Origin of the sequence: Nostoc sp. JL33 (genome assembly GCF_017114985.1) — a bacterium.
In the GTDB taxonomy this organism is placed as follows: domain Bacteria; phylum Cyanobacteriota; class Cyanobacteriia; order Cyanobacteriales; family Nostocaceae; genus Nostoc.
In genome coordinates, this window is sequence record NZ_JABXKP010000087.1 from 13,567 (window position 1) to 34,676 (window position 21,110).

At 39.3% G+C, this 21,110-nt stretch carries 20 protein-coding genes and 1 CRISPR repeat array; of the genes, 7 read left to right on the forward strand and 13 right to left on the reverse strand.

The window, feature by feature from the left end; all coding sequences use genetic code 11:
* Positions 1–56 precede the first annotated feature (56 nt).
* Positions 57–377 (reverse strand): hypothetical protein, encoded by a 321-nt coding sequence (locus tag HWQ23_RS25490; protein ID WP_292834560.1) that lies wholly within the window; start codon positions 375–377, stop codon positions 57–59.
* A gap of 46 nt (positions 378–423) precedes the next feature.
* Positions 424–818: a CRISPR direct-repeat array (repeat unit 36 nt; unit sequence GTTTCAATCCCTATAAGGGATAAGGTATTTTGCAAC).
* Between the two features lie 305 nt (positions 819–1,123).
* Here HWQ23_RS25490 and HWQ23_RS25495 point away from each other — a divergent pair.
* Both HWQ23_RS25495 and HWQ23_RS25500 read left to right on the forward strand, forming a co-directional pair.
* A complete protein-coding gene (locus tag HWQ23_RS25495; protein WP_292834563.1) occupies positions 1,124–1,999 on the forward strand; it encodes a phosphodiester glycosidase family protein in 876 nt (291 codons plus the stop codon).
* Between the two features lie 135 nt (positions 2,000–2,134).
* Positions 2,135–2,446, forward strand: coding sequence for a threonine dehydratase (locus tag HWQ23_RS25500; protein WP_292834565.1), 312 nt, complete (start codon positions 2,135–2,137; stop codon positions 2,444–2,446).
* Here the strand turns inward: HWQ23_RS25500 and HWQ23_RS25505 are convergent.
* Together HWQ23_RS25505 and HWQ23_RS25510 are read right to left on the reverse strand one after the other, a co-directional pair.
* Entirely contained in the window at positions 2,443–2,649 is a 207-nt protein-coding gene (locus HWQ23_RS25505; protein ID WP_292834568.1) for a hypothetical protein, read from the reverse strand. The two genes, HWQ23_RS25500 and HWQ23_RS25505, sit on opposite strands and share 4 nt — an antisense overlap.
* Before the next feature lie 82 nt (positions 2,650–2,731).
* Entirely contained in the window at positions 2,732–2,941 is a 210-nt protein-coding gene (locus HWQ23_RS25510) for a hypothetical protein (protein WP_292834571.1), read from the reverse strand.
* 356 nt (positions 2,942–3,297) lie between these two features.
* On the opposite strand from HWQ23_RS25510, the gene HWQ23_RS25515 reads away from it, so the two are divergent.
* Both HWQ23_RS25515 and mutL read left to right on the forward strand, forming a co-directional pair.
* The gene (locus HWQ23_RS25515) at positions 3,298–4,347 is read left to right on the forward strand and encodes an adenosine deaminase (protein ID WP_292834574.1); all 1,050 of its coding nucleotides are present in this window, start codon (positions 3,298–3,300) and stop codon (positions 4,345–4,347) included.
* Positions 4,348–4,718: 371 nt separating this feature from the next.
* Complete coding sequence (mutL, locus tag HWQ23_RS25520; RefSeq protein WP_292834577.1) at positions 4,719–6,428, forward strand: DNA mismatch repair endonuclease MutL; 1,710 nt, start codon at positions 4,719–4,721, stop codon at positions 6,426–6,428.
* Between the two features lie 230 nt (positions 6,429–6,658).
* Here the strand turns inward: mutL and HWQ23_RS25525 are convergent, their stop codons facing one another.
* The 8 genes from HWQ23_RS25525 to HWQ23_RS25560 form a co-directional block, all read right to left on the reverse strand.
* A complete protein-coding gene (locus HWQ23_RS25525) occupies positions 6,659–7,375 on the reverse strand; it encodes a M48 family metallopeptidase (protein ID WP_292834580.1) in 717 nt (238 codons plus the stop codon).
* Positions 7,376–7,378: 3 nt separating this feature from the next.
* Positions 7,379–10,555 carry a type I restriction endonuclease subunit R gene (locus HWQ23_RS25530; protein WP_292834583.1) on the reverse strand — a complete coding sequence of 1,059 codons (3,177 nt, stop codon included), beginning with the start codon at positions 10,553–10,555 and terminating at the stop codon, positions 7,379–7,381.
* 15 nt (positions 10,556–10,570) lie between these two features.
* Positions 10,571–10,990, reverse strand: coding sequence for a type II toxin-antitoxin system VapC family toxin (locus HWQ23_RS25535; protein ID WP_292834586.1), 420 nt, complete (start codon positions 10,988–10,990; stop codon positions 10,571–10,573).
* Positions 10,987–11,271: a hypothetical protein gene (locus HWQ23_RS25540; RefSeq protein ID WP_375466622.1), complete on the reverse strand. Its 285-nt coding sequence runs from the start codon at positions 11,269–11,271 to the stop codon at positions 10,987–10,989. The genes HWQ23_RS25535 and HWQ23_RS25540 overlap by 4 nt, the downstream gene beginning before the upstream one ends.
* Positions 11,272–11,374: 103 nt before the next feature.
* A complete protein-coding gene (locus HWQ23_RS25545; RefSeq protein WP_292834592.1) occupies positions 11,375–12,694 on the reverse strand; it encodes a restriction endonuclease subunit S in 1,320 nt (439 codons plus the stop codon).
* 103 nt (positions 12,695–12,797) lie between these two features.
* On the reverse strand, positions 12,798–13,418 hold the full coding sequence (locus HWQ23_RS25550; protein ID WP_292834595.1) for a Uma2 family endonuclease: 621 nt from the start codon (positions 13,416–13,418) through the stop codon (positions 12,798–12,800).
* A gap of 232 nt (positions 13,419–13,650) precedes the next feature.
* Entirely contained in the window at positions 13,651–16,425 is a 2,775-nt protein-coding gene (locus tag HWQ23_RS25555) for an N-6 DNA methylase (RefSeq protein ID WP_292834598.1), read from the reverse strand.
* Between the two features lie 188 nt (positions 16,426–16,613).
* Complete coding sequence (locus HWQ23_RS25560; RefSeq protein ID WP_292834601.1) at positions 16,614–16,976, reverse strand: hypothetical protein; 363 nt, start codon at positions 16,974–16,976, stop codon at positions 16,614–16,616.
* Between the two features lie 762 nt (positions 16,977–17,738).
* Here HWQ23_RS25560 and HWQ23_RS25565 point away from each other — a divergent pair.
* A complete protein-coding gene (locus tag HWQ23_RS25565; RefSeq protein WP_375466623.1) occupies positions 17,739–18,017 on the forward strand; it encodes a hypothetical protein in 279 nt (92 codons plus the stop codon).
* A gap of 408 nt (positions 18,018–18,425) precedes the next feature.
* On the opposite strand, the gene HWQ23_RS25570 is transcribed toward HWQ23_RS25565, so the two are convergent.
* Positions 18,426–18,608, reverse strand: a complete 183-nt coding sequence (locus HWQ23_RS25570; RefSeq protein WP_292834607.1) for a CsbD family protein — start codon at positions 18,606–18,608, stop codon at positions 18,426–18,428.
* A 403-nt stretch (positions 18,609–19,011) separates the two neighbouring features.
* Between HWQ23_RS25570 and HWQ23_RS25575 the strand changes: the two genes are divergently transcribed.
* Together HWQ23_RS25575 and HWQ23_RS25580 are read left to right on the forward strand one after the other, a co-directional pair.
* The gene (locus tag HWQ23_RS25575) at positions 19,012–19,899 is read left to right on the forward strand and encodes a TIGR02587 family membrane protein (RefSeq protein ID WP_292834610.1); all 888 of its coding nucleotides are present in this window, start codon (positions 19,012–19,014) and stop codon (positions 19,897–19,899) included.
* Positions 19,896–20,294, forward strand: coding sequence for a TIGR02588 family protein (locus HWQ23_RS25580; protein WP_292834612.1), 399 nt, complete (start codon positions 19,896–19,898; stop codon positions 20,292–20,294). The genes HWQ23_RS25575 and HWQ23_RS25580 overlap by 4 nt, the downstream gene beginning before the upstream one ends.
* A gap of 48 nt (positions 20,295–20,342) precedes the next feature.
* Here HWQ23_RS25580 and HWQ23_RS25585 read toward each other — a convergent pair whose 3' ends face one another.
* A complete protein-coding gene (locus tag HWQ23_RS25585) occupies positions 20,343–21,110 on the reverse strand; it encodes a ChaB family protein (protein WP_292834614.1) in 768 nt (255 codons plus the stop codon).

The following is a 21,110-nucleotide window of genomic DNA, read 5'->3' on the forward strand; positions in this document are numbered from 1 at the left end:
AATATCCTGCCTGAGTCATTAAGGTTTCAAAAGTATTTGAGTCGAGAACCGTACAATTAAAAGCTGTTAGTCCCTGTATCTGATGTCTGTTTAGGGTCATAGCTACCCTGGTAAGTCGTAAAAATTCTATATCCTGGTAATACTAAAGCAATTCCAGTGTAACTGTGAATTTTACCGGGATATTTATAGGGAATATCATCTGGTACGCTCCCACCAATGCGAAAACTAAAGCCAAGTAGCCATATATACAAACCAGGTAGTAGTAAATCCATGCTATATGCAATAGCTCTCATTGCCTCATTTTCTTTGAAAGAAGCACAATTTCTGGCTATAGCGAATTTTTTGGAGATATTTTTCAGGTTTGTGGTTTCTAACATCGTCTTTCAATCCCCGATAGGGATTTAGATTTAGTAAGTTTCAAGCGTTTCAATCCCTATAAGGGATAAGGTGTTTTGCAACATATACCCTCCGAGGGTATATGTCAAGTTAAAAGTTTCAATCCCTATAAGGGATAAGGTGTTTTGCAACAAAAAATTATGACAACTAACAAGTTAATTGATTGTAGTTTCAATCCCTATAAGGGATAAGGTGTTTTGCAACTTTCAATTGGGCGAGGCAATAGGTACATTTAACCTACGTTTCAATCCCTATAAGGGATAAGGTATTTTGCAACCTTATTTGAGGGATTGTTTCAGGAATGGATGGAATAGTTTCAATCCCTATAAGGGATAAGGTATTTTGCAACATACATACACACTACATCAATCTGACTTCAGCACAGTGTTTCAATCCCTATAAGGGATAAGGTATTTTGCAACGGCTGATCTTTGAAAGCTTTACTGTATTTGGGTTTTAAGGTTTAGTTGCGCGTATGCGTACATAATAGCAAAGTTTTCAAGCTCTTGTAAGAATGGAAAGTCTTTAAAATACTTATACCGCAAGGTGCGCGACAGTTAATCGAATAGGGCTTTTGAGAGCATTTTTACCATCAGCTAAAAATTAGCGATCGCCTATTAACAATGGGAACAGCACCTTTAAACGGTTAACTTCTGCTTGTGTTTCTGTTACACTATTAAGTTTTTAAGACTTAACTTTGTTTGAGCTAACCGCAAGTGGATTAAAAGTGAGAAAAATTAAACTACTGAGTTTGATATTAATTAGTTTGGCAATGGCGTTATGGTTTAATTTGCGTTTCTCAACACCGTCAATACCAACTGTGGCATCTTCACCACCAAAAACTATCCGCTACTTCGAGCGCACCTTGCCCCAAAGCATAGCTCATATCGTGTTAATTCCAGCTAATAGCAGATTTTTGGTAACTCCTGCACTATCACAGAAGCTAGCCACTGTAGAGGAATTCGCCCAGAAGCATCGAGCCGTAGCTATTTTGAACGCAGGCTTTTTTGACCCAGTTAACCAAAAATCTACATCCTATGTTGTCCGACAACGCAAGTTGGTCGCTGACCCCAAGGAAAACGATCGCTTGGTGAACAATCCCAACTTAAAATCTTACCTGGGTCAAATATTCAATCGCACAGAATTCCGCCGCTACTTATGTGGGAAAACTATCAGCTATTCGATTACGCAACACAGTCAGTCACCACCAGCAGGTTGTCAGTTAGTCGATGCTATAGGTGCAGGCCCAAACCTATTACCAGAACTCACGTTAGCACAAGAGGGCTTTGTAGATAATGCCACCAAACGAGATGCACTTGGCAGCAACCAACCCAATGCCAGAACTGCCGTGGGTATCACCCGTGATGGCAGTGTTGTGTTAGTTATGGTGGCTCAAAAATCCTCGGCTCCCGCTAATGGGGTGTCCTTACCAGCATTAGCTGATTTTATGAAAACTCTTGGTGCTGATAAAGCGATGAACCTGGATGGAGGGAGTTCGTCTTCGCTTTATTACAATGGCAAAACCTTTTACGGTAAGATTGATTTGGAGGGAAATTCTATCAAGCGTCGCGTGAAGTCGGTTTTGCTGGTTCAGGAAAACTAGTATTCAACACTATATATTGCAGCGATTGGGCTTTATTGGGGCTATACCTACCCACTGGTAGATTTTTACCATAGCAGCAATCTGGCGATCGCAATTGAGTCACAATGATAAGAGACAATCATTGAAGGTGCTGTCATGCCTCGTCTACCTCAAATTGTTCAGAACTTGTTCCTTCGTTTTGAAGGTTTGTTTGGTGTTTTATTCCAAAGTGTTTCTAATTTTTTCGGAAAGATATTTGGTTTTTTTGCCCAGCTTTTCGGATTTACTAGCTCTGGTTATTTCTTGGAACCTGATGAGGCGCAAGCCATAAAGCAAGCTTCAGCAAAACAGGCAATTGAAACGAATCAGGATAACACTGCTAAAATTCCTGCCACTAACCGCCGTAGTCCTAATGCCAAAATTGACGACTACTACCTCAACATGGCTCGTGATGTCAAAAAGAACTAACAAAAGCCATCAACTGGAGGGCTTGTGATTAGATATTGCCTCCGGTGAAAGCTTTGCGCCATCACACTGCCAATTTTTCCTCTCAGAATTTTATAAATTGCTGCCGCCTGCACTGGTGTAGTGTGAGGGCGCTTTTCTTTAAAAATCATCCAGCCACAATTAATGGATTGGTATGTGCGTAGGCTAGCAAGAACCGCAGGCATCGCACCTTTAATAAAAATTAGGGCCAGTTTGAGGCTGGACAATAGCTAGAGAGATTGTTGAAATTGAATATTTTCTTGATTTTTAACTTACCAAATCAACCAAGGCGTTGCTCCGAAAGCGGACTATAGATGAAACTGAGCAGCCGCGATAATTTTCCGATGTGAATACTGATAGTGTGATATTAGCTTGACCGGGATCTAAAATGCGTTTTACCTTGCAGGTTTGCATTTTGTTGTTGCAGTAAGCAATAATGCGATCGCCAGCCTTGACATCCAACGCTTGAATTTTCAATTAATACCAACCTTGTCAGGAGTTTGCTTAGTTAAAGGAAAAATATATTGCTATATTTTACTTGCTCAACAATAAGAATGTCTATTCAGTGTAGCACAAAAATTAAGATCATTAATATTATCAATTTAATCTTAATAATGTCAACCTTATTTATGCTCAAAACACTATTAAATGCTGGATTTTCAGAAAATAAGCATAAAATCCCGACCTTGGCGCAACTTCTAGGTCGGAGCCTCTGTTGAAAAATCCAGATGGTGGGATGCTGGAACTTCTCTGGAGCTAAATTTTTTTGGGTACAGATTTTTCTTCCGATGTTTTTGTTACAATAATTGATATTTTTACCTAAAAATACCACTATGGCTTTATATGCTGAATTACATAGACATCTGGGCGGCTCGGTCGTACCGCGAGTTTTATGGCGATATTTCGAGCGACATTCTTCGGAGTTGATTTCCCGCTTTGGTGACTATTCCGAATTTGAAGATTTTTATACCCGCCCACGCAACACCCTAGATGAGTATCTAGAATTACACACTCTGGTAGAAAGTGTGCAAACTGTGGAGACTTTGCCTTACTTTATCTATCGCTTAGTGCGGGGTGCTTACATATTTGAAAATTTGGCTTATCTAGAACTGCGCTACACTCCCTATTTGCGGACACCTGAGCATCTGAATCAATCACAGAGAATTGACAAGATGGCAGAAATTGTGCAAGTAGTAGGACTTGCCAGCCACCAGCCAGAATATCCGATTGTTACTAGCCAAATTCTCTGTATGCACACGCGCCTACCCTATGAGGTGAACAAGGCGATTGTTGATTTGGCGGCGCAAAATCAACAGTATGTCTGTGCAGTAGATGTAGCGGGCGGTGATAGCTATTACGCCGATCGCTTAGAAGAATGGATTAGCTTATATGATTATGCGCGATCGCTGGGCGTTAAGACCACGGGACATCTATATGAAACCACTGCCGGTTGTTACCCAGAACTGTTACCCTATTTGATGCGGATTGGTCACGGCATTCAAATTCCCCTACTATATCCAGAGCTACTTAATGATGTGGCTAAACGCGGACAATGTTTGGAGGTTTGTCCGACAACTTACCTGAAAACTGGTACTTTGCAGGATATACGTCAACTGAAATTAGTTTTTGACCGTTGTTTTGATGCTGGGGTAGATATTGCTATTTGTACTGACAATGCTGGGTTGCACAATGTGCGTTTGCCATTTGAGTATGAGAATCTCTTGACTTACGACATTATTAATTTTGCACAACTCCAAGCTTGTCAAGATGCAGCTTTCCGCCACGCTTTCGCTTGGCCTTACAGTCAGCGTCCCGCATCCCTGTTGAACGGTTTGCTTAAACCAGAACCACCTAAAGTTTTGGCAATAAGGGATAGTAATTAACGATCACCTAGAGGTAAGCAAAAAGTCAGGTAATTTAATGTTAATTAATGTTGCAATCAGTGATTTTTTTTGATGTCCTAGAGAAAGTTGTAATGGACAATAGATATTTTGCAAAAATCAGTGTTTGAGAAATTAAACCACAGATGCACGCAGATAATTCATCGGTGTTTATCTGTGGTTCCTTTTTCGCTGAGAAAGGATTTTTGCTATAAGTCTAAAAGGTTGTTTGAAAAGTCTAATTTATTACTCACCGGGCGACTGGAAGTCGCGGCTACACATACAAAACCCACCTCCGTGGGTTAAAAAACCTTAATTTTGAATTGATTTCTCTGCCGACTTCACTTGTTCCCAGAAGCTATAAACTATAATTTATGGCATCTACTATTCAAGCTCTACCAACAGAAGTCGTATATCTGATTACAGCTGGTGAGGTAATCGACTCTTTAGCATCTGTGGTGCGGGAATTGGTAGAAAATTCCCTAGACGCAGGTGCAATGCGAATTGTGGTTTCTCTATGGCCGCAGCAATGGCGAATTCGTGTGGCAGATAATGGTTGTGGAATGAACTTAGATGATTTGCAACAAGCAGCCACAGCCCACAGCACCAGTAAAATTCGCTCTAGTGCCGATTTATGGAAAATTAACAGTTTAGGGTTTCGTGGCGAGGCGTTACACAGTTTGACGACTCTGGCAGATTTAGAAATTTTGAGTCGTCCTGTGGGTGGAAAATTAGGATGGCGGATTAGCTATGGGGATGGTGGGGAAGTTGTGCAAGTTGAAGCAACTGCGATCGCACCTGGTACAGTGGTTACAGTTTCCAATCTTTTCGGTAATTACTCATCTCGTCGTCAGGGATTACCCACAACAGCACAGCAAATCAAAGCCGTGCAAGCCACAATTCAACAAATTGCCCTATGTCATCCCCACGTCACCTGGCAGATTTGGCAAAATGATCGTCAATGGTTCACCATCTGTCCTGCTGTCACAACTGGGCAACTGCTACCCCAGATTTTACCGCAGGTGCGACAAGGTGATTTGCAAGAAGTGAAACTTGAAATACCCAACCCTCCAAACTCTTGTACAGACGCGATTAATCGCGTCTCTCCAAACTCAGCACTAAATTTAGTGGTAGGATTACCCGATCGCTGTCATCGTCATCGTCCAGATTGGGTGCGTGTAGCTATTAACGGCAGGATGGTTAAGACACCGGAACTAGAGCAAACGATATTATCAGCATTTCATAGAACATTACCACGCGATCGCTATCCAATTTGTTTCTTACATCTTGCGATTTCCCCGGATCAAATTAACTGGAATCGCAATCCCGCAAAAACAGAAATTTACCTCAACGAAATCATTTATTGGCAAGAGCAAATTACCCAAGCAATTAATCAAGCACTCAGCATCTCTTCTACCAATTTTAAAGAAGCTGTCCATACAACACGAGTTAGTAAATTACTCAAAGCCGCAGAAGCCAAAGGCGGCTACAATTTCAATCCTCAAAATCCCAAGCCTTGTACAGACGCGATTAATCGCGTTCCTAATTCCTTAAAAGCTGTCGCTCAAGTTAGCAACACCTATATTGTGGCGGAACATTCAGGTGGTATGTGGTTAGTGGAACAGCACATCGCCCATGAGCGAGTTTTATATGAGCAATTGTGTGATAATTGGCAACTTGTCCCTATGGAACCGCCAATCATTCTTTATCAATTATCACCAGCGCAACTATCGCAACTAGAACGCATCGGTTTAGACATAGAACCCTTTGGCGAACAACTTTGGGCTGTCCGTAATATACCCGCACCTTTGCAGCAACGAGACGACTGTGCAGAAGCAATTTTAGAACTTAGTTGGGGGGGCGATTTACAAACAGCCCAAGTAGCTGTCGCCTGTCGCAGTGCGATTCGTAATGGTACATCGATGAATCAACAAGAAATGCAGACACTTTTAGATAATTGGCAACGCACTCGCAACCCTCGCACCTGTCCCCACGGACGTCCAATTTATCTATCCTTAGAAGAATCAGCTTTAGCTCGGTTTTTCCGGCGTAATTGGGTAATTGGTAAAAGTCATGGAATTTGATGTTTTCAGTAAGTGTACACACAAGTCGAATTACCCCCCTTAATCCCCCCTTGTAAAGGCGGGAAAAAGAAATCTATCTTGTTCCCTCCCCTTTACAAGGGGAGGGTTAGGGTGGGGTAATTCGAGGACTGGTAGTGATTCGATAACTTGTGTGTACACCGTAGCCTTTTAGGAGAGGGGTTAGGTCTATTTGCATACCCGTACCTCACCGGATTGAAAATGGCTATAGGTTAATCAGTTGTTGCTGTAGTCAATCCCAACTTTTTATCTAAAAAATCTACTTCTAAGGTATTCCCGTTATCGCGTAACCAGTTTTTTGCAACTTGATAGTTAGGAACTTGAACGGCGACTATATTCCAAAATCTAGAGGTGTGATTACTTTCTAAAAGATGGGCTAATTCATGCACAATTAAGTAATCAATCACAAATACTGGAGCTTTCATAATCCGCCAGTTAAAGTTTAAATTATTATTAGGTGTACAACTGCCCCATCGGTATTTTAAATCAGAGACAAGTATTTGATTAAATTGCACACCCAAGGATTCAGCAAAGTCTTTTACTTTCGGGGGAAGTTTAATATATGCGCGTTTGGTGTACCAATCCCGGAATAATTGAAAAGCATTCTCCTTATGACAGCGTGATATCAAAAAGCGAGAGTGAAAGCGCACATCAGGAACTAAATCATCGGTAATTTCTAAGCGGTAATTTTTACCTAAATATAACAAAGTTTCCCCAGATACAAATTCTTTGTAGGTGGTTTTATCTGGGTATTTTTGGGTATGGTTTAGTTTTTCATAAAGCCAGAGTTTCTTAGATTCAATCGCTTGGTGAATTTTCTCTTCAGATAGCCCAATAGGAGCGCGAACTAATATTGTTTTATCTCGTTCTACTGAAAGGGTTAGGCTTTTACGTTGAGGCGAATAAATAATATGATAATCTAGCTTCATTGGTTATTCTCTACTCAACTTAGCATGGTTTTCTTTTGACCATTCTAGCAGACGAGAGATAAGTTCTTTCCTTTGTTGAAAAATATTAGGATAGTCAACAAAATCAGGAGAAAGGAACAGTTGTTGTAATTCTCCTTTCAGTCGGTTTTGTGCTGGAATTGAAGCCCAAAATCCAGCAGTTTGAACTTCTTGCTTAATCAAATTGAAGGTATGTAAAGTTAAGTTGACATTTTGGGTTATTTCATCTTCATTAAGTTCGCGGTTCTCAAATAGTTGGGCTTTAAAAATACGAAAGATTGGCATTTGAGTTTTCCGATCTAGCCCATAAGTGTTTTCCTGTTCCTTTGATTTAATCTCCTTTCTTAGTTTTTCTACTTCTTCATATATGCGTTCCCAATTATCTTGAAAATCTGTTAATATTTGTTCTAGTTTTTCCGAGAAGGAAAGGAATAATTCTGGATCTTCGTTAAGATTTAAGTTGATGTAATTCTTAATGGCGTGTTCTACTATAGCGGCTTTAGTCTTTGTGCGGGTGTGGCTGTTGACAAAGGTTTCAAAGTTATCATCTAAAAGATAAATTGGGGCGATTTTCTGCTCAATGCCGCGAGATTTGAGAAATTCATCTGCTATATTACGCAATTTCTCAGGTATGCCTTTAAGACTAAGACGCGCATAGCCAAAGTTTTTATAAGCTAGGCTATTAATCGCAATAAAATTTTTGTAATCTTGCCAGTAATCTAGGGCTTCTTTACGTGGCATAACTACATTAAAGGCTTTGGTTAGTTTTTTAAAGGCGAGAATATATGCAAAGCGGATATCTTCATCATAGAATAAATCATAGAAGGCATCGGCATCAGAAAAATCTGTTAAGTTGTATTGTTGTAAGAAGTTCCAGATTTCTCGATGGGCTTGCATTAAATTGTTAATTTCTTGTTGTTCGTTGCGGATTTGGCTAATGATTTCTTGTTGTTCTTTATTTTGATAAGTATCTAAAGCTTTTTTGAGATGATGTCCAATGCCAACATAATCAACAACAAAACCTTTATCTTTGTGTTCTTCTCCTACTCTATTGACACGGGCGATCGCTTGTAATAAATTATGATCGCGAATCACTCTATCTAAATACAAAACTTGCTCGATAGGAGCATCAAAACCCACCAATAGCATATTATTGACGATAATTATCCCGACTTTGCCATTGATGGAAGTATTGCCGGCTGCTTCAGTTGAATCAAAGGATAATTTAAAGCGTTGAATGCTGGTAGTGTGATAATTAGGATTCGTGTAAGTTTTAATATGAGGCAAATCGTTATTATTGCCAGAAATAACTACAGCCGTCTCTAATTCTCGCAGTCTGGCTATATTGATATTCAGGGGATTGTTGACTGATAATTCTGTAATTTTGGCTTGAATGGCTGCATCTAAACATTGTTTATATCTACAAGCTGCTTCTCTGGATGTAGCGACGACTTGGGCTTTAAATCCTCCAGAAAAGACATATTCAATATAATGATCTACCATATCACGGGCTTTTGCTTCGATGATGGGCATGGCTTCTAAATAAGCGTCACGAGTTCCATAACCCAAAATTTGCAAGCGTTCGTTTAAATTATATTCACTGAAAACATCGCTAAATTTAGCATCCATTCCGGCTTTATCGCTAATTTCGGCGTTGTGGGTACGTCCTTCGTAAACAATTTCTAAGGTTGTTCCGTCTGCAATCGACTCTTTCATAGTGTATTTGTCGATATAGTCGCCAAAGGTTTCTTCGGTTTTATCTATGGGAGTTCCTGTATAGGCGATTCTGGTAGCATTGGGTAAAGCACGGTCTAAATTTGTCCCCAGTTGGGTATATTGGGAACGGTGCGCTTCATCAATCATCAGTAAAACATTTGGACTTTCGTTTAATTTGGGGAAAATTATCTCTAAGTCTTTTTCTTGGAATTTTTGGATCATTGCCATGACAATATCGGGCGTATCATTGGCAAGTAGTTCGTGTAAACTTTTATTAGGTTCGTCTGGTTTGGGTTTTATCCATTCGGCTAATTTGATATTTTGCCCAATTCCTTGACTTGTCCCTTGTAATTGGTCTTGTAGTTGAGTTCTATCGGTAATAAAAACTATTTTCCAACTACTTAGTTGGGTATGTTTTCGCATTTCTCGCACCATAAACAGCATGGTTAAAGATTTGCCTGAACCTTGGGTATGCCAAATAATTCCACTGCGTTGTTTGCGATTGTTTCCGGTAATTAAGCGTTCAACTGCTAGTTTGACGGCGCGGAATTGTTGGTATCTGGCAACAATTTTGATGGTTTCGCCTTTGTCATTATTGCTAAATATCGTAAAAATTTGAATAATGCTTAAAATGTTTTCTGGGTAACACATCCCTGCAACCAATCTTTGTTGGTCGTTGGGGGATGTACCTTCTTTAATTTGAATATCACTTAATTTAAAAGGATGGGGATCTATCCAACGAAAGAAGCGTTTTTCGCTGCGGGTGGTAATTGTGCCGAACTTCGCTTCTTGTCGGCAAGTCGTGATAATAAACTGATTATAATAAAATAGTTCTTGGTTGCCTTCGGATGTTTCGCCGCGTTGTTGACTATAGCGCATTAATTGGTCAATGGCTTCGGGAATGGCATCTTTAACTTTTGGTGATTTACATTCAATCACTACGACCGGAAGACCGTTAATAAATAATGTGATATCAGGAATAATATGATTTTCTGTGCCTGGAATGCGGACTTTAAATTGAGAGATGGCAATAAAGGAGTTATTTTGTAAAAAGGTTTGAGGGTTAAAGTCAATATAGCGAACGGTGGGGCTTTGTTCTTGGGTATTGTGGTTAATGGAGACGCTGGTATTTTCTAGGAGGAGGTTGAGAATATATCGATTATTTTCGATTAAGGTGCTTCTGGGAAAGGTGGTAATTTTTTGGACGACTTCGTTTATTTGTTCGTCTCGCAGGAATGGGTTAATTTTTTGTAAGGCTTGTTGGAGTTGGGGTAAAAGGATAACTTCGCCAAAGTTGTTACGGTAGCTATCGCTGGGTTTTTGTTGGTGCATCTCTAGGCGGATGACTGTCCAGCCTAAGCTTTGTAGTTGGTTTAATAAGGGTTCTTCAACGTGGTTTTTTTCATCCAGTCGGAGGTTTTCTCTTTGGCTTTGGGATGCACTCATGATTGTTTAAGTCAGTTAATGAGAGTTAGTTAATTCTTCAATTAATTGGTCAGGAGTAAGAATTCGCGGTGCAACAACGGGGAAATCTTGAGGATTACGGGTAATAATCGCATCTAATTGATTGACTACCGCAGTGGAGTATTGAATGGCATCTTCAAAATCCTTAAAGTTGGTTGTGAAAGCCATTGTAATTACAGCCTGATTTACTGTAGCAATTCGACAAAAGGTAGCTATTTCTTGCAAAAACTCAATAGCTAAATCTCGACCCTTCTGTTTACGGATAAGATAGTAAAGGTCACTAATGGTTGATGCTGAAATGTAGCCTTCTATTTGTCCCTGTTCAACAAATAATAAAACTGTCTCGCTATTAGTGAAAAAAGGCTGTCGTTCGAGGGCAATATCTATAATTATGTTCGTGTCAAGCAAGACTTTCACAGATTATGTTTTTCCTTCAAATATTCCCATTTAGCTTGATCTGGATCAAAATCAGGTGGTGCGGGTTGGGTTTTTTCAAACCAGTTTTGTAAAGCCTTAATTTTAGTTCGTCTTCTAGGTGTTTCTGGTGCTGTTTCACTTGCTACGGTTGTGGTATTATCAAGCGTATCCGTAACTTGCCAAACTACAATTTCTACATCTCCGGGGGGTAAATTCAGGGGTTCGGTAATTAGCAATTTACCAGATGGATCAATTTTGCCTTTGAGTTTGTATGCTTGCATAATATTTTTCATTAGACTCTATTTTTATATTATCTCGCGTTAGGTTCGTCAACGTGGTTTTTTTCATCAAGTCGGAGGTTTTCTCTTTGGCTCTGGGATGCACTCATGGTTGGTTTGTTAGTAAGGGTTTAACGGAGGTTTTTCCGGTTAGGAGGTCTTGCATTAAGCCGGTTTTTTGGACTTGTAATTTCTTTTTATAATTTTCTTCGTGTGTGAGGTACTTATCAATTTTTGTAATAATTTCAACTATGTAATTCTGTTCTTTAATTTTCGGTACAAGGATAGGGAATTTAGTAATTTCTCCAAGTGTTACAGTTTTTTGAGCATTACCTATAGCAACTTGATCAGCATACTGTTTAGATTGATTAGTATTAAGCCAAAATGTTAAATACTCAGAATTAATTTTTTTAGGATCAGGAAGAATATAAGCTATGTGTCTTTGAAAACTAAATTTCTTATCGTCTCGGACTAATGCAGCGTGTCCATAAGAACCAACAGCAGTATATAAAATCAAACCAGGTAAAGGTTCACGACCTTTTGAAATTAAAGTATATGTTTCTTCTGAAATCTTAGATGTTTCTTCCCACAAAATTTTTCCATCTCTTATACAAGAAACATATAAAAATGGAACACCATGATCTGATGTTTTTACTGACTGGTGTGAGCCATCAGTAATTTTATTGCATAAAGTATCAAGTGTTACTATATTCCACTCATCGGGAATCATCCCTAAAGGCGATCGCTTAAATTTATGAGTTTTTGGATCGCGCAGTTGACCATTTTCATCTATCCCGCGAGTCAGGAGGTCTTGCATTAACCCGGTTTTGACTCTTTTATACTTGGCGATGAGGGTTTCTGTTTGTGCGATCGCTTTATCTACTGTGTCTAATATTCTTGTTATTTGCTGCTGTTGTGGAATAGGTGGTACGTTTATATGTAAAGACAGCAGTTCATCAATACGAATACCTTTAACTGTTGAGCCAATTGCTAAAGATGCTAGTTTTTGACGATAAAAATTAAGTAAAACTAATAAATATGTAGAATTTATTTTATCTGAAGGATAGAGGGCTTTTAAATCTTGATTTATTGCTACAGGTACAACAGCAATAACAGCCCTACCCACTGCCATCCTAGTACAAATTAAAGGTATTCCAGCTTCTATAATATTTGATGCACTATTTATCAAGCCATTTTTAGTTATGTATTCTTCTGTTTGATACAAAACTTGCACATCATCCTTAAAATCTTTTACAGAAGCCCAAGGTATATCACCAAACCAATAATCACTTCTAGAACGTGAAGGAGTTCCCCCACCAACTATATTATTGATAACATCTTTTAAATTACAACTTATCCAATCTTTCGGAATCATACCTAAAGCTGAATCCTTAAACTCTCGATTATCATCCAATTGATTAACCACTACTAACCCTATAAAAAATTAAATATACTTTGTAGGTTGGTTGAGGAACGAAACCCAACAAAAATAAGGAAATGTTGGGTTTCACTGCGTTCTACCCAACCTACTAGATAGTGACAGTACCACCAGCAGACAAAACTTGTTTTGCTGTTAATTGTAAATTTGGAAACAGAGAGGAAACAAGTTGAGCATCATCTTGAAACAATTGCTTTTGATACTCATCTTCTATTAACTTACAAATAGTAATCGTTGGCTGCTTGGTTTTGCCAATATATTCTCTACCACCTAGCCCCAAATAATCTATAATCCAATATTCAGGTACACCTAGTAAAGCATAATCTTCAACTTTACGAGCGTAGTCATTCTGCCAGTTAGTACTAACAACTTCCGCAATTAATTTAATTGATTTTCCTGATGTAATTACAGGTTCTTGTTGCCATAACGGTTCATTAATTAGTTGTGTTTGATCGAGTACAATCACATCGGGGCGAAAAGCCGTACTTGTTCCCAATAGTTTAATCAAACAGCGATGGGGTGTAAAGTATGGTAAATTATGGCGATCTATTTCTACATTCAGTTTTCGACTCGTAAAAGATGATACTTGTTCATGGGGGCCTGTTGGTTCCATCTCGATTAATTCCCCATCAATTAGTTCATAATTATTGTTGTCACCATATTGAGTAATAAACTCATTAACATCAATTAGTTTTGGTGCTGACTGTACCATGATGATTTTTCCTCATAATTATGTATTAAGCTGTAGGTTTAGTTTCACTGCGTTATAGCTAACCTACAATTATAGTTATTTTCAATCCGGTGAGGTACAAGTATCCAAATAGACCTAACCCCCTAACCCCCTTCCCGAAGCGGGAATGGGGAACAATTCAAAGCCTCTCTCCGCTTCGGGGAGAGGTTTGGAGAGGGGTTTCTAGTATACTTTGCGACTTTTCAAACAACCTCTAAATATAATTTAGCTTACTCAAAAAATCATTTAACTCTTGTAAAGTCTCCTCCCGTTCCCGTTCCACCGTCCCAGCCGCCACCGCATATTTATCCCAAAAATTATCAAATACAAAAATCACCGTTCTTCTAATTCCATTTAAAAATCTATCTAACTGTTCAGACACTAAATCATGATGTTTTTGCAAAATCAACTCCTTCGCTTCCTCCTCCGTAATTACACCGCCAAAACTTGCCATTAAATCCTGAATATTCACAATTCTCGCTTCTAGCTTTTTAATATCCCCCGTCAAAGCTGCAAATTTTTTCTTTTTCTCCTTATCCTTTTTAACTTCCTCTTCCGTCCCCAACTCAACCAACTCTTTCCTAGCTTGAATTAATAACTGTTCATGTTCATAAATCTGATCCTCAGCCCCAAACTTCTTTAATAAAATCTTTAACTCAAACTCCAGTTTTTTTTGCTTGAGAGTTGCTTTAAAATTCTTTAACTCATCCTCTGTTTTTTTAAATTGTTTCAAAACTTGCTCATATTCCTTTAACTCCGCTTTTAACTCCTTGGCATTTTCCCCAGGAAATAAAGGTAGAGCGATTTTGTCTTTACTTTTTTTAACCCTTGCCGTTAATTCATCCTTCATTAACTTTGCTGTAATCTTTTCATCTTCCTCTGCTTCATACTCTAATAATTCTTGTGCCGTTTCCAGCAACGACTCAATCTCAGCATCCTTTTGAGCGATATCACTTTCTAACTGCTCAATTTCATCAGCTTCAGCTTGAAAAAATGCCTTAATAATATAAAAATCAGGGATTAAAGTAGGACTCCAACCATTTTGGATAATCGTTTTTAAATCATATCTAATATTGTCCCACCAATTAACAAATACACCCGCTACTTGAAACAAATCCAACACATTTACAGGCACTAATTTCTTTTTCAAAGAATCAATCAATTCTTGTCGGACATGAGGTAATTGATTGCCATTTTTAACCTCTCGGTTTTGCCCTCTCTGATCGGGAGACGGGTGTTCGTTAGGACGGGGTAAAATAGGTGCTAAACTAGCAAAATCATCCTGAGCTTCTTGCCACCAATCAACTAACAAACTATCCATATTATCAATAATTTGACATAAATCTTGATTGCTTTCAATCAGAGTTTTTAAATCATCTTTTCCCTGAATACGATCGTGAAAAGCATAATAATCAGCATCTTTATCTTGAAACACTAAATCAGATTTTAAACCCAACTTTGCCAGTATATGAGACTTAGCAGCCACTTCCCGTTTAGGAATACCCCCCAATAAATGCGCCCTGACATCTTCCGGTTCGGGTTCTGGGGTATTATCAACATAACGACGCACGTTAAGATTCCAATCATTCCCCTTAATTTCTGCAATATCCACCAACCGAGAATATTTGTCTATTTCTTCCTTACGGGTAAAGATATAATCAATTTTTTCAATATCTTCAGACCTTAAAAAATTACGATTCTTCCCTTCTCCATATTCAGCATCAGCATTAATAAAAAATACCTTATTTTGTAGTGCATCTGGCTTATTTTTATTCAATACTAAAATCACCGCCGGGATACCAGTCCCATAAAATAATTTTTGAGGTAAGCTAATAATACCTTCAATCACTCCACCATTATCTTGTAACATTTTCTCGCGGATTTTCTTTTCATCACTGCCGCGAAATAACACCCCATGAGGCATAACTACCGCCGCCCGTCCATCCTGTTTTAAACTAGCCAGAATATGCTGCACAAACATTAAATCAGCTTTTTTTGTTTCCGGCGCAAATCCATAACTAAAACGGTTTTGATGCTGAAGTGCGGCACTATTATAATTTTGAGCAAAGGGCGGATTAGCAATGACAATATCAAACTGGTGTATCTTGCCATCTTTGACATTAGCCGGAGAAACTAAAGTATCTCCAAATTCAATATGACCTTTAAAAATATTGTGCAGAATCAAATTCATTTTACAAATAGAAACCACCGTACCATCATTATCCTGTCCATGTAATTCCAGATTTTGCTCATTTCCCCCTTGTTCATTAACATACTGCACCGATTGAATCAACATCCCCCCAGAACCAGCAGTGGGGTCATAAATACTCATTTTTTCCTGTGGTTTTAATAACTGCACTATCAACCGCACCACAGAACCAGGAGTATAAAATTGTCCGCCTTTTTTACCCGAACTATCAGCAAAAAATTTAATCAAATACTCATAAGCTGCACCTAATAAATCAGAAAATTCAAAGTTATCATTAATTAAAACAAATTTAGGATTATTAAAATGGTCAATCAATAAGCGTAAATCTGGGTCTTTTACAACTCGTTGATTATTGATTTCTCGATTAAAATTAATATGTTTAAGTACTCCAGAAAGTACGGAGTTTTCATCTTCTAAAGCATTTAAAGATTTATTGAGCATTTCTCCAATATTGCTCTGTAGATTCTTAATGGCGGGTTGTTTTACGCCATTCTCATCTATAAAACTCTCGTGCCATCGGGCGCGATTGGGAACAAAAAAAGTCTCACCGTAGCTAATTTTTTCTGTTAATAACTCATTAATAGTATCTTCGGGCAGATGCCGATAATCTTTACGAATTTTAGCCCGTTTTTCATCAAAAACATCAGACATCCGTTTCAAGAACAGCATCCCAAAAATATATTCTTTATATTCGGATGCATCCATTTTGCCCCGCAGAATATCCGCCGCTCCCATTAAAAAGTTTTCTAACTGGGAAAGTGTAATTTTATTTGTATTCATTTACGTTAATGCTTAAATCTTTATAAGATTTAAGTAATTTATAGGTGGGATTTGAGGGAAATTCTAATTTACTCCTTTTTGGCCTTATAGATCCCCCCTAACTCCCTTTAAAAAGGGAGGAAATAAGAAAATCCAGCTCCCTCCCCAATATATCGGGGAGGGTTAGGGTGGGGTAAAACCCAGATTTATCAAGCAACAGCGTCTTGCTTAAGCTTTCGCGCCGGACGCTTGCGATCGCTTCGACGAACGCCCCCCGCCATTTTGTACTCATCGCTATTCTTGCCATACTTTGCAGCTACACTAAGTAACATGTGTTCTGTTAGTTCCATCAGCGACTTTTCGGTAACTTCTAAGGCTTCCTGAGTCATATCCACGGTGGAAAGGCTTGAGTTATAAGCTTCCAACTTATCTTGCGTTGTTTTGATGAGGGCTGCAAAGGAGTCAGTTGTTACCCCATTGCCTAAGTCTAAGGTGGGATTGATCGATTTCAAAGCTGCAATCCGACGCTGCGCTTTATCAATTACTTTAGACCCGCGTTTTGGACGTGACATAAATTACCTTTCTGTTATTAATAATGCGCCAGGATAAAAACTGACTTCTACCCTGGACTGTACAGCACTACGATAAACAGAATTAGGGTTAATTGACAGCCGCATTATTCGGTATAAATTGATTTATTTATTACAACTATTTTAAGTCATTTTACGTAAACTCTTGTAGTTTACCCGAATTCAATAAACAACTGCCCGAATTCAATAAACGACTGCCCGAATTCAATAAACGGCTGTCCGAATTCAATAAACGACTCCCCGAATTCAATAAACGACTGCCCGAATTCAATAAACGACCGCCCGAATTCAATAAACGATTGCCCGAATTCAATAAACGACTGCCCGAATTCAATATATAGCGCTTCTGGGTTGAGTTAAATACAGACCTAACCCCCAGCCCCTTCCCTGCAAGGGAAGGGGAGTATGATTCAAAGCCTCTCTCCTTTTAGGAGAGAGGAATGGAAGTGAGGTCTAAGTATATTGCATACAACTGAGAACCGCTATAGGAACTTATCGCAATCTTATTTGAGTTGTAAAAATTTTTGTTATGGTCGTCCTTGACCAGTTGTGATTACAAAGGACAAATGACAAATGACTAATAACTAATTACATCTTCACGCCTAAATCTATGTGAAAATACTTATAAAACTATTGACAAGTATAAAAATATACTATATCTTGAAATAAGAAAGGCGATCGCGGACTCTTGGCCGAGGGCGATCGCCTTTCATTTAACCCCTACAATTGGAGTCAAGTATGATCATTGCACAAGAAAAAAAGTTTGCCAAATCACAACAAAAGCAGTATTTACCGACTCAAGGCAACAACGCATCGGCTCTGAATCTATCTGACCAAAAGCCATTGCCAAAGAGAGAACCGATTAAACATTTATTGATTGGTTCACCAAAAGCCGTTACCAGCACAATTCACTTGTTGCAAGTTCTCGGCTATGCCAGCGTTGGTGATTGGAGTGCGCTACTACCAACAGGTAATCCAGATGAAGTTATGAGTATTTTAAGCCGTCAGATTTTGATGCAATAACTCAGTCAAATACTCTCAGTGTCCAGATCCCCGACTTCTTTAAGAAGTCGGGGATCTAACTTTCTATTTAGTCCCCTCCCCTTTATAAGCTACGGTGTAGACACATCTGTGTACAACAAAATAGATCCTCCTAAATCCTCCTTTTTAAGGAGGATTTTGAGAGGTCTTTGCCCCCCAATTTATCGGGGGTTGAGGGGATCAAAAAGCTGTGGAGCAACTTTAGAAGACTTGTGTGTACACTGTAGCCTTTATAAAGGGAGGGTTAGGGTGCAATACAGTTCAGTTAAGCTCACTTTCAGATTTTACGCCATAAAAAACCCCACTAACTTATAGAAAGTGGAGCAATTAATGTTACAAATTTAGGAGTCAATCATCGGTAAAATCGCTATTTGCAGCCGACAAGCGAAATTAGTCTAAAGATTTCTTAAGTTCGTCTTTAATATTTTCTACAGTGTGACCAACTTGGGCTTCAGCTTGCTTTGCTTGTCCTTCAGCTTTCTCTTGGGGATTACCGGTTATTTCACCGACAACCTCTTGAATTTTGCCTTCAATATTTTTTGCAGTAGCTTCTACTCTTTTTTCGACACTCATGGTTTCTATTTCCAGCTTGTAGTTGATTCAGCTATTACATAAACTAACAGGAGCGTATTATTTTTCACTTCCATCAACGGAGAGAAGAATTTGTGAGATTATGTATCTTAAGATAGATACGGGGTGCGACGAAACACCCATCTGAAAAAATATAAAGAGATCATAAATCCGCGGTGTCCAGATCCCCGATTTCTTGGAGAAGTCGGATATCTAACTTTTCACGAAGGATTTAGGACTGCTATATGCATCTTCATAGAGAATTGGTATTAGGACTTACGCAAGAGGTACGGAATAACGAACCACAGAGGCGCAGAGAACACGGAGAAATCAAAGGCAAAGAGATATTTTGTGTAAGTACTAGGTATAAGTAAAAGCAAATTTTCAACAAAAGGAAAGTAAAGGAGTGACAACAAAACCTCAAAAAAATGTATGGAGGAGTGAGATTAATGACATCATTCGGGGTGCTTGCGGAGGTTTTTTATTTGGTATACCTTTACTGTACACAATGGAGGTTTGGTGGATTGGATCATTGGTAAAACCACAACTGATGATGATGGCGATCGCATTCATGTTTATTGTGGTTTACTTGCTCAATCAGACAGAAGGTTTTCGCAAACGCAGATATAGCTGGCTAACTGCTCAAGTGGCAATGGATACGATAGAAGCGATCGCGATCGGACTAGCTTGCTCTGCGTTTGTGTTGCTACTATTGCAAGAATTGACGCCAGAAACTTCCCTAAAGGAATCTTTAGGTAAAATCATCTTTGAAAGTGTGCCCTTTGCTCTCGGTGTGGCATTAGCTAACCAGCTTTTGGGAGATACTAGAAATGGAAATGCCAAAGCAGAAGCAACCGATCAGGTAAACAGGACAACCAAGAACAAAGAAGATGAGTTACAGGCCACCTTTGCGGATGTGGGTGGAACCCTGATTGGTGCAACCATAATTGCATTTAACATTGCTCCAACAGATGAAATTCCTATGCTTGCAGCCGCAGCCTCGCCACCTTGGCAGTTGGCAATGATCCTCACATCCTTGCTGATTTCTTATGGCATTGTATTTCAGGCAGGCTTTTCTGACCAGCAAAAGCGCAAACAGCAAAAGGGAATTTTCCAACGACCAGCGAGTGAAACCATTATGTCCTACCTAGTGTCACTACTAGCAGGCGCTTTTATGCTGTGGTTCTTTCAAAAATTAACTTTTAGCGACCCTTGGACAATGTGGTTAGATCACACATTGATGCTGGGCTTACCTGCAACTATTGGCGGTGCAGCCGGAAGGTTAGCAATATGACTAAAACAGAACAACAATCAAAGCGCTCAATAGCTGAGTGGGTAACATTTAGCGTCGCCTCACTTATCCTCGCAATCATTGTGAGTCTAGTGGGCTACACTTGGCTAAACGAAAAAAATCAACCTCCCATCCTTTCTGTTACCAAAAAACAAACAATTCGGGAAATTGATGGACAATTTTATGTTCCCTTTGAAGTTGTCAATAGTGGAGGAGATACAGCTGAGTCAGTTCAAATTATGGCTGAGTTACTGATTAACGGCAAAGTTACAGAAACAGGAGAGCAACAGATCGACTTTTTATCTACTGGAGAAAGTGAAGAAGGCGCATTTATATTTAGCCAGAACCCACGCCAAGGTCAGTTAAATCTGCGTGTTGCTAGCTATAAATTGCCATAGGGAAGATTTCAAACCGCAGTTAACAAATAATTTATTTCTTGAAAATCCTTAAGCTTTAACCTTGGCTTTTGACCAGACACCATTTTCATCTTCATCATATTGCTGGTGAACAGTCTCCCAAGCAGCTTGTTCAGCCGTAAATTCGTCACTTTTCTCATTGAGTACAGCGTTATAGCGCTCAATGAATGTATTCTGAGCTTCATCAGAAAGATGAGCGCGAACCTCAGGCGATAAGTCCTGTGGACTGTTGCACTGTCCAGAACAAGAACGAGCCAGAGTTTTCTCAATCGTGCTAACTTCTTCAGCGCCAGCACTTTCAAGCAGCAATTGAAATTCGCCAGCGCGATCGCTCGGAACTTCTGCCATCAATAAGAACTCGCCAGCTTCTAAGCGAGTTTGGTAGATAGCCGCTTTATCTTCTGGCATGCCCAAAGTAGTTAGAACTGATACTAGACCGGCACCTGCACTACCTGCGATCGCTCCACTAGCAGCCCCCAACAGCACTGCACCAATAGGCCCTGCTGCCACGATTGGCCCGACAAAAGGAATAAACAGTACACCTACACCCGTCAGCAAGCTGAGAAAGGAACCAAACAAGGAACCAAAAACTGCCCCTGTTCTCAAACCTCCCAGAATCACATCTTTTTTACTGATAAAGCCAGCAATTCTGGTTTCCGACTGGAAGTTTCTCCCCAAGACCGAAATATGATCTCTAGGCACACTCCTGTCTAGTAAACGTCGAATCACATCATCAATTTGCTTCTGTTCTTTGAATACAGCAGAAATAGTCCGTTCTGCTTTATATACTTCTTGCAT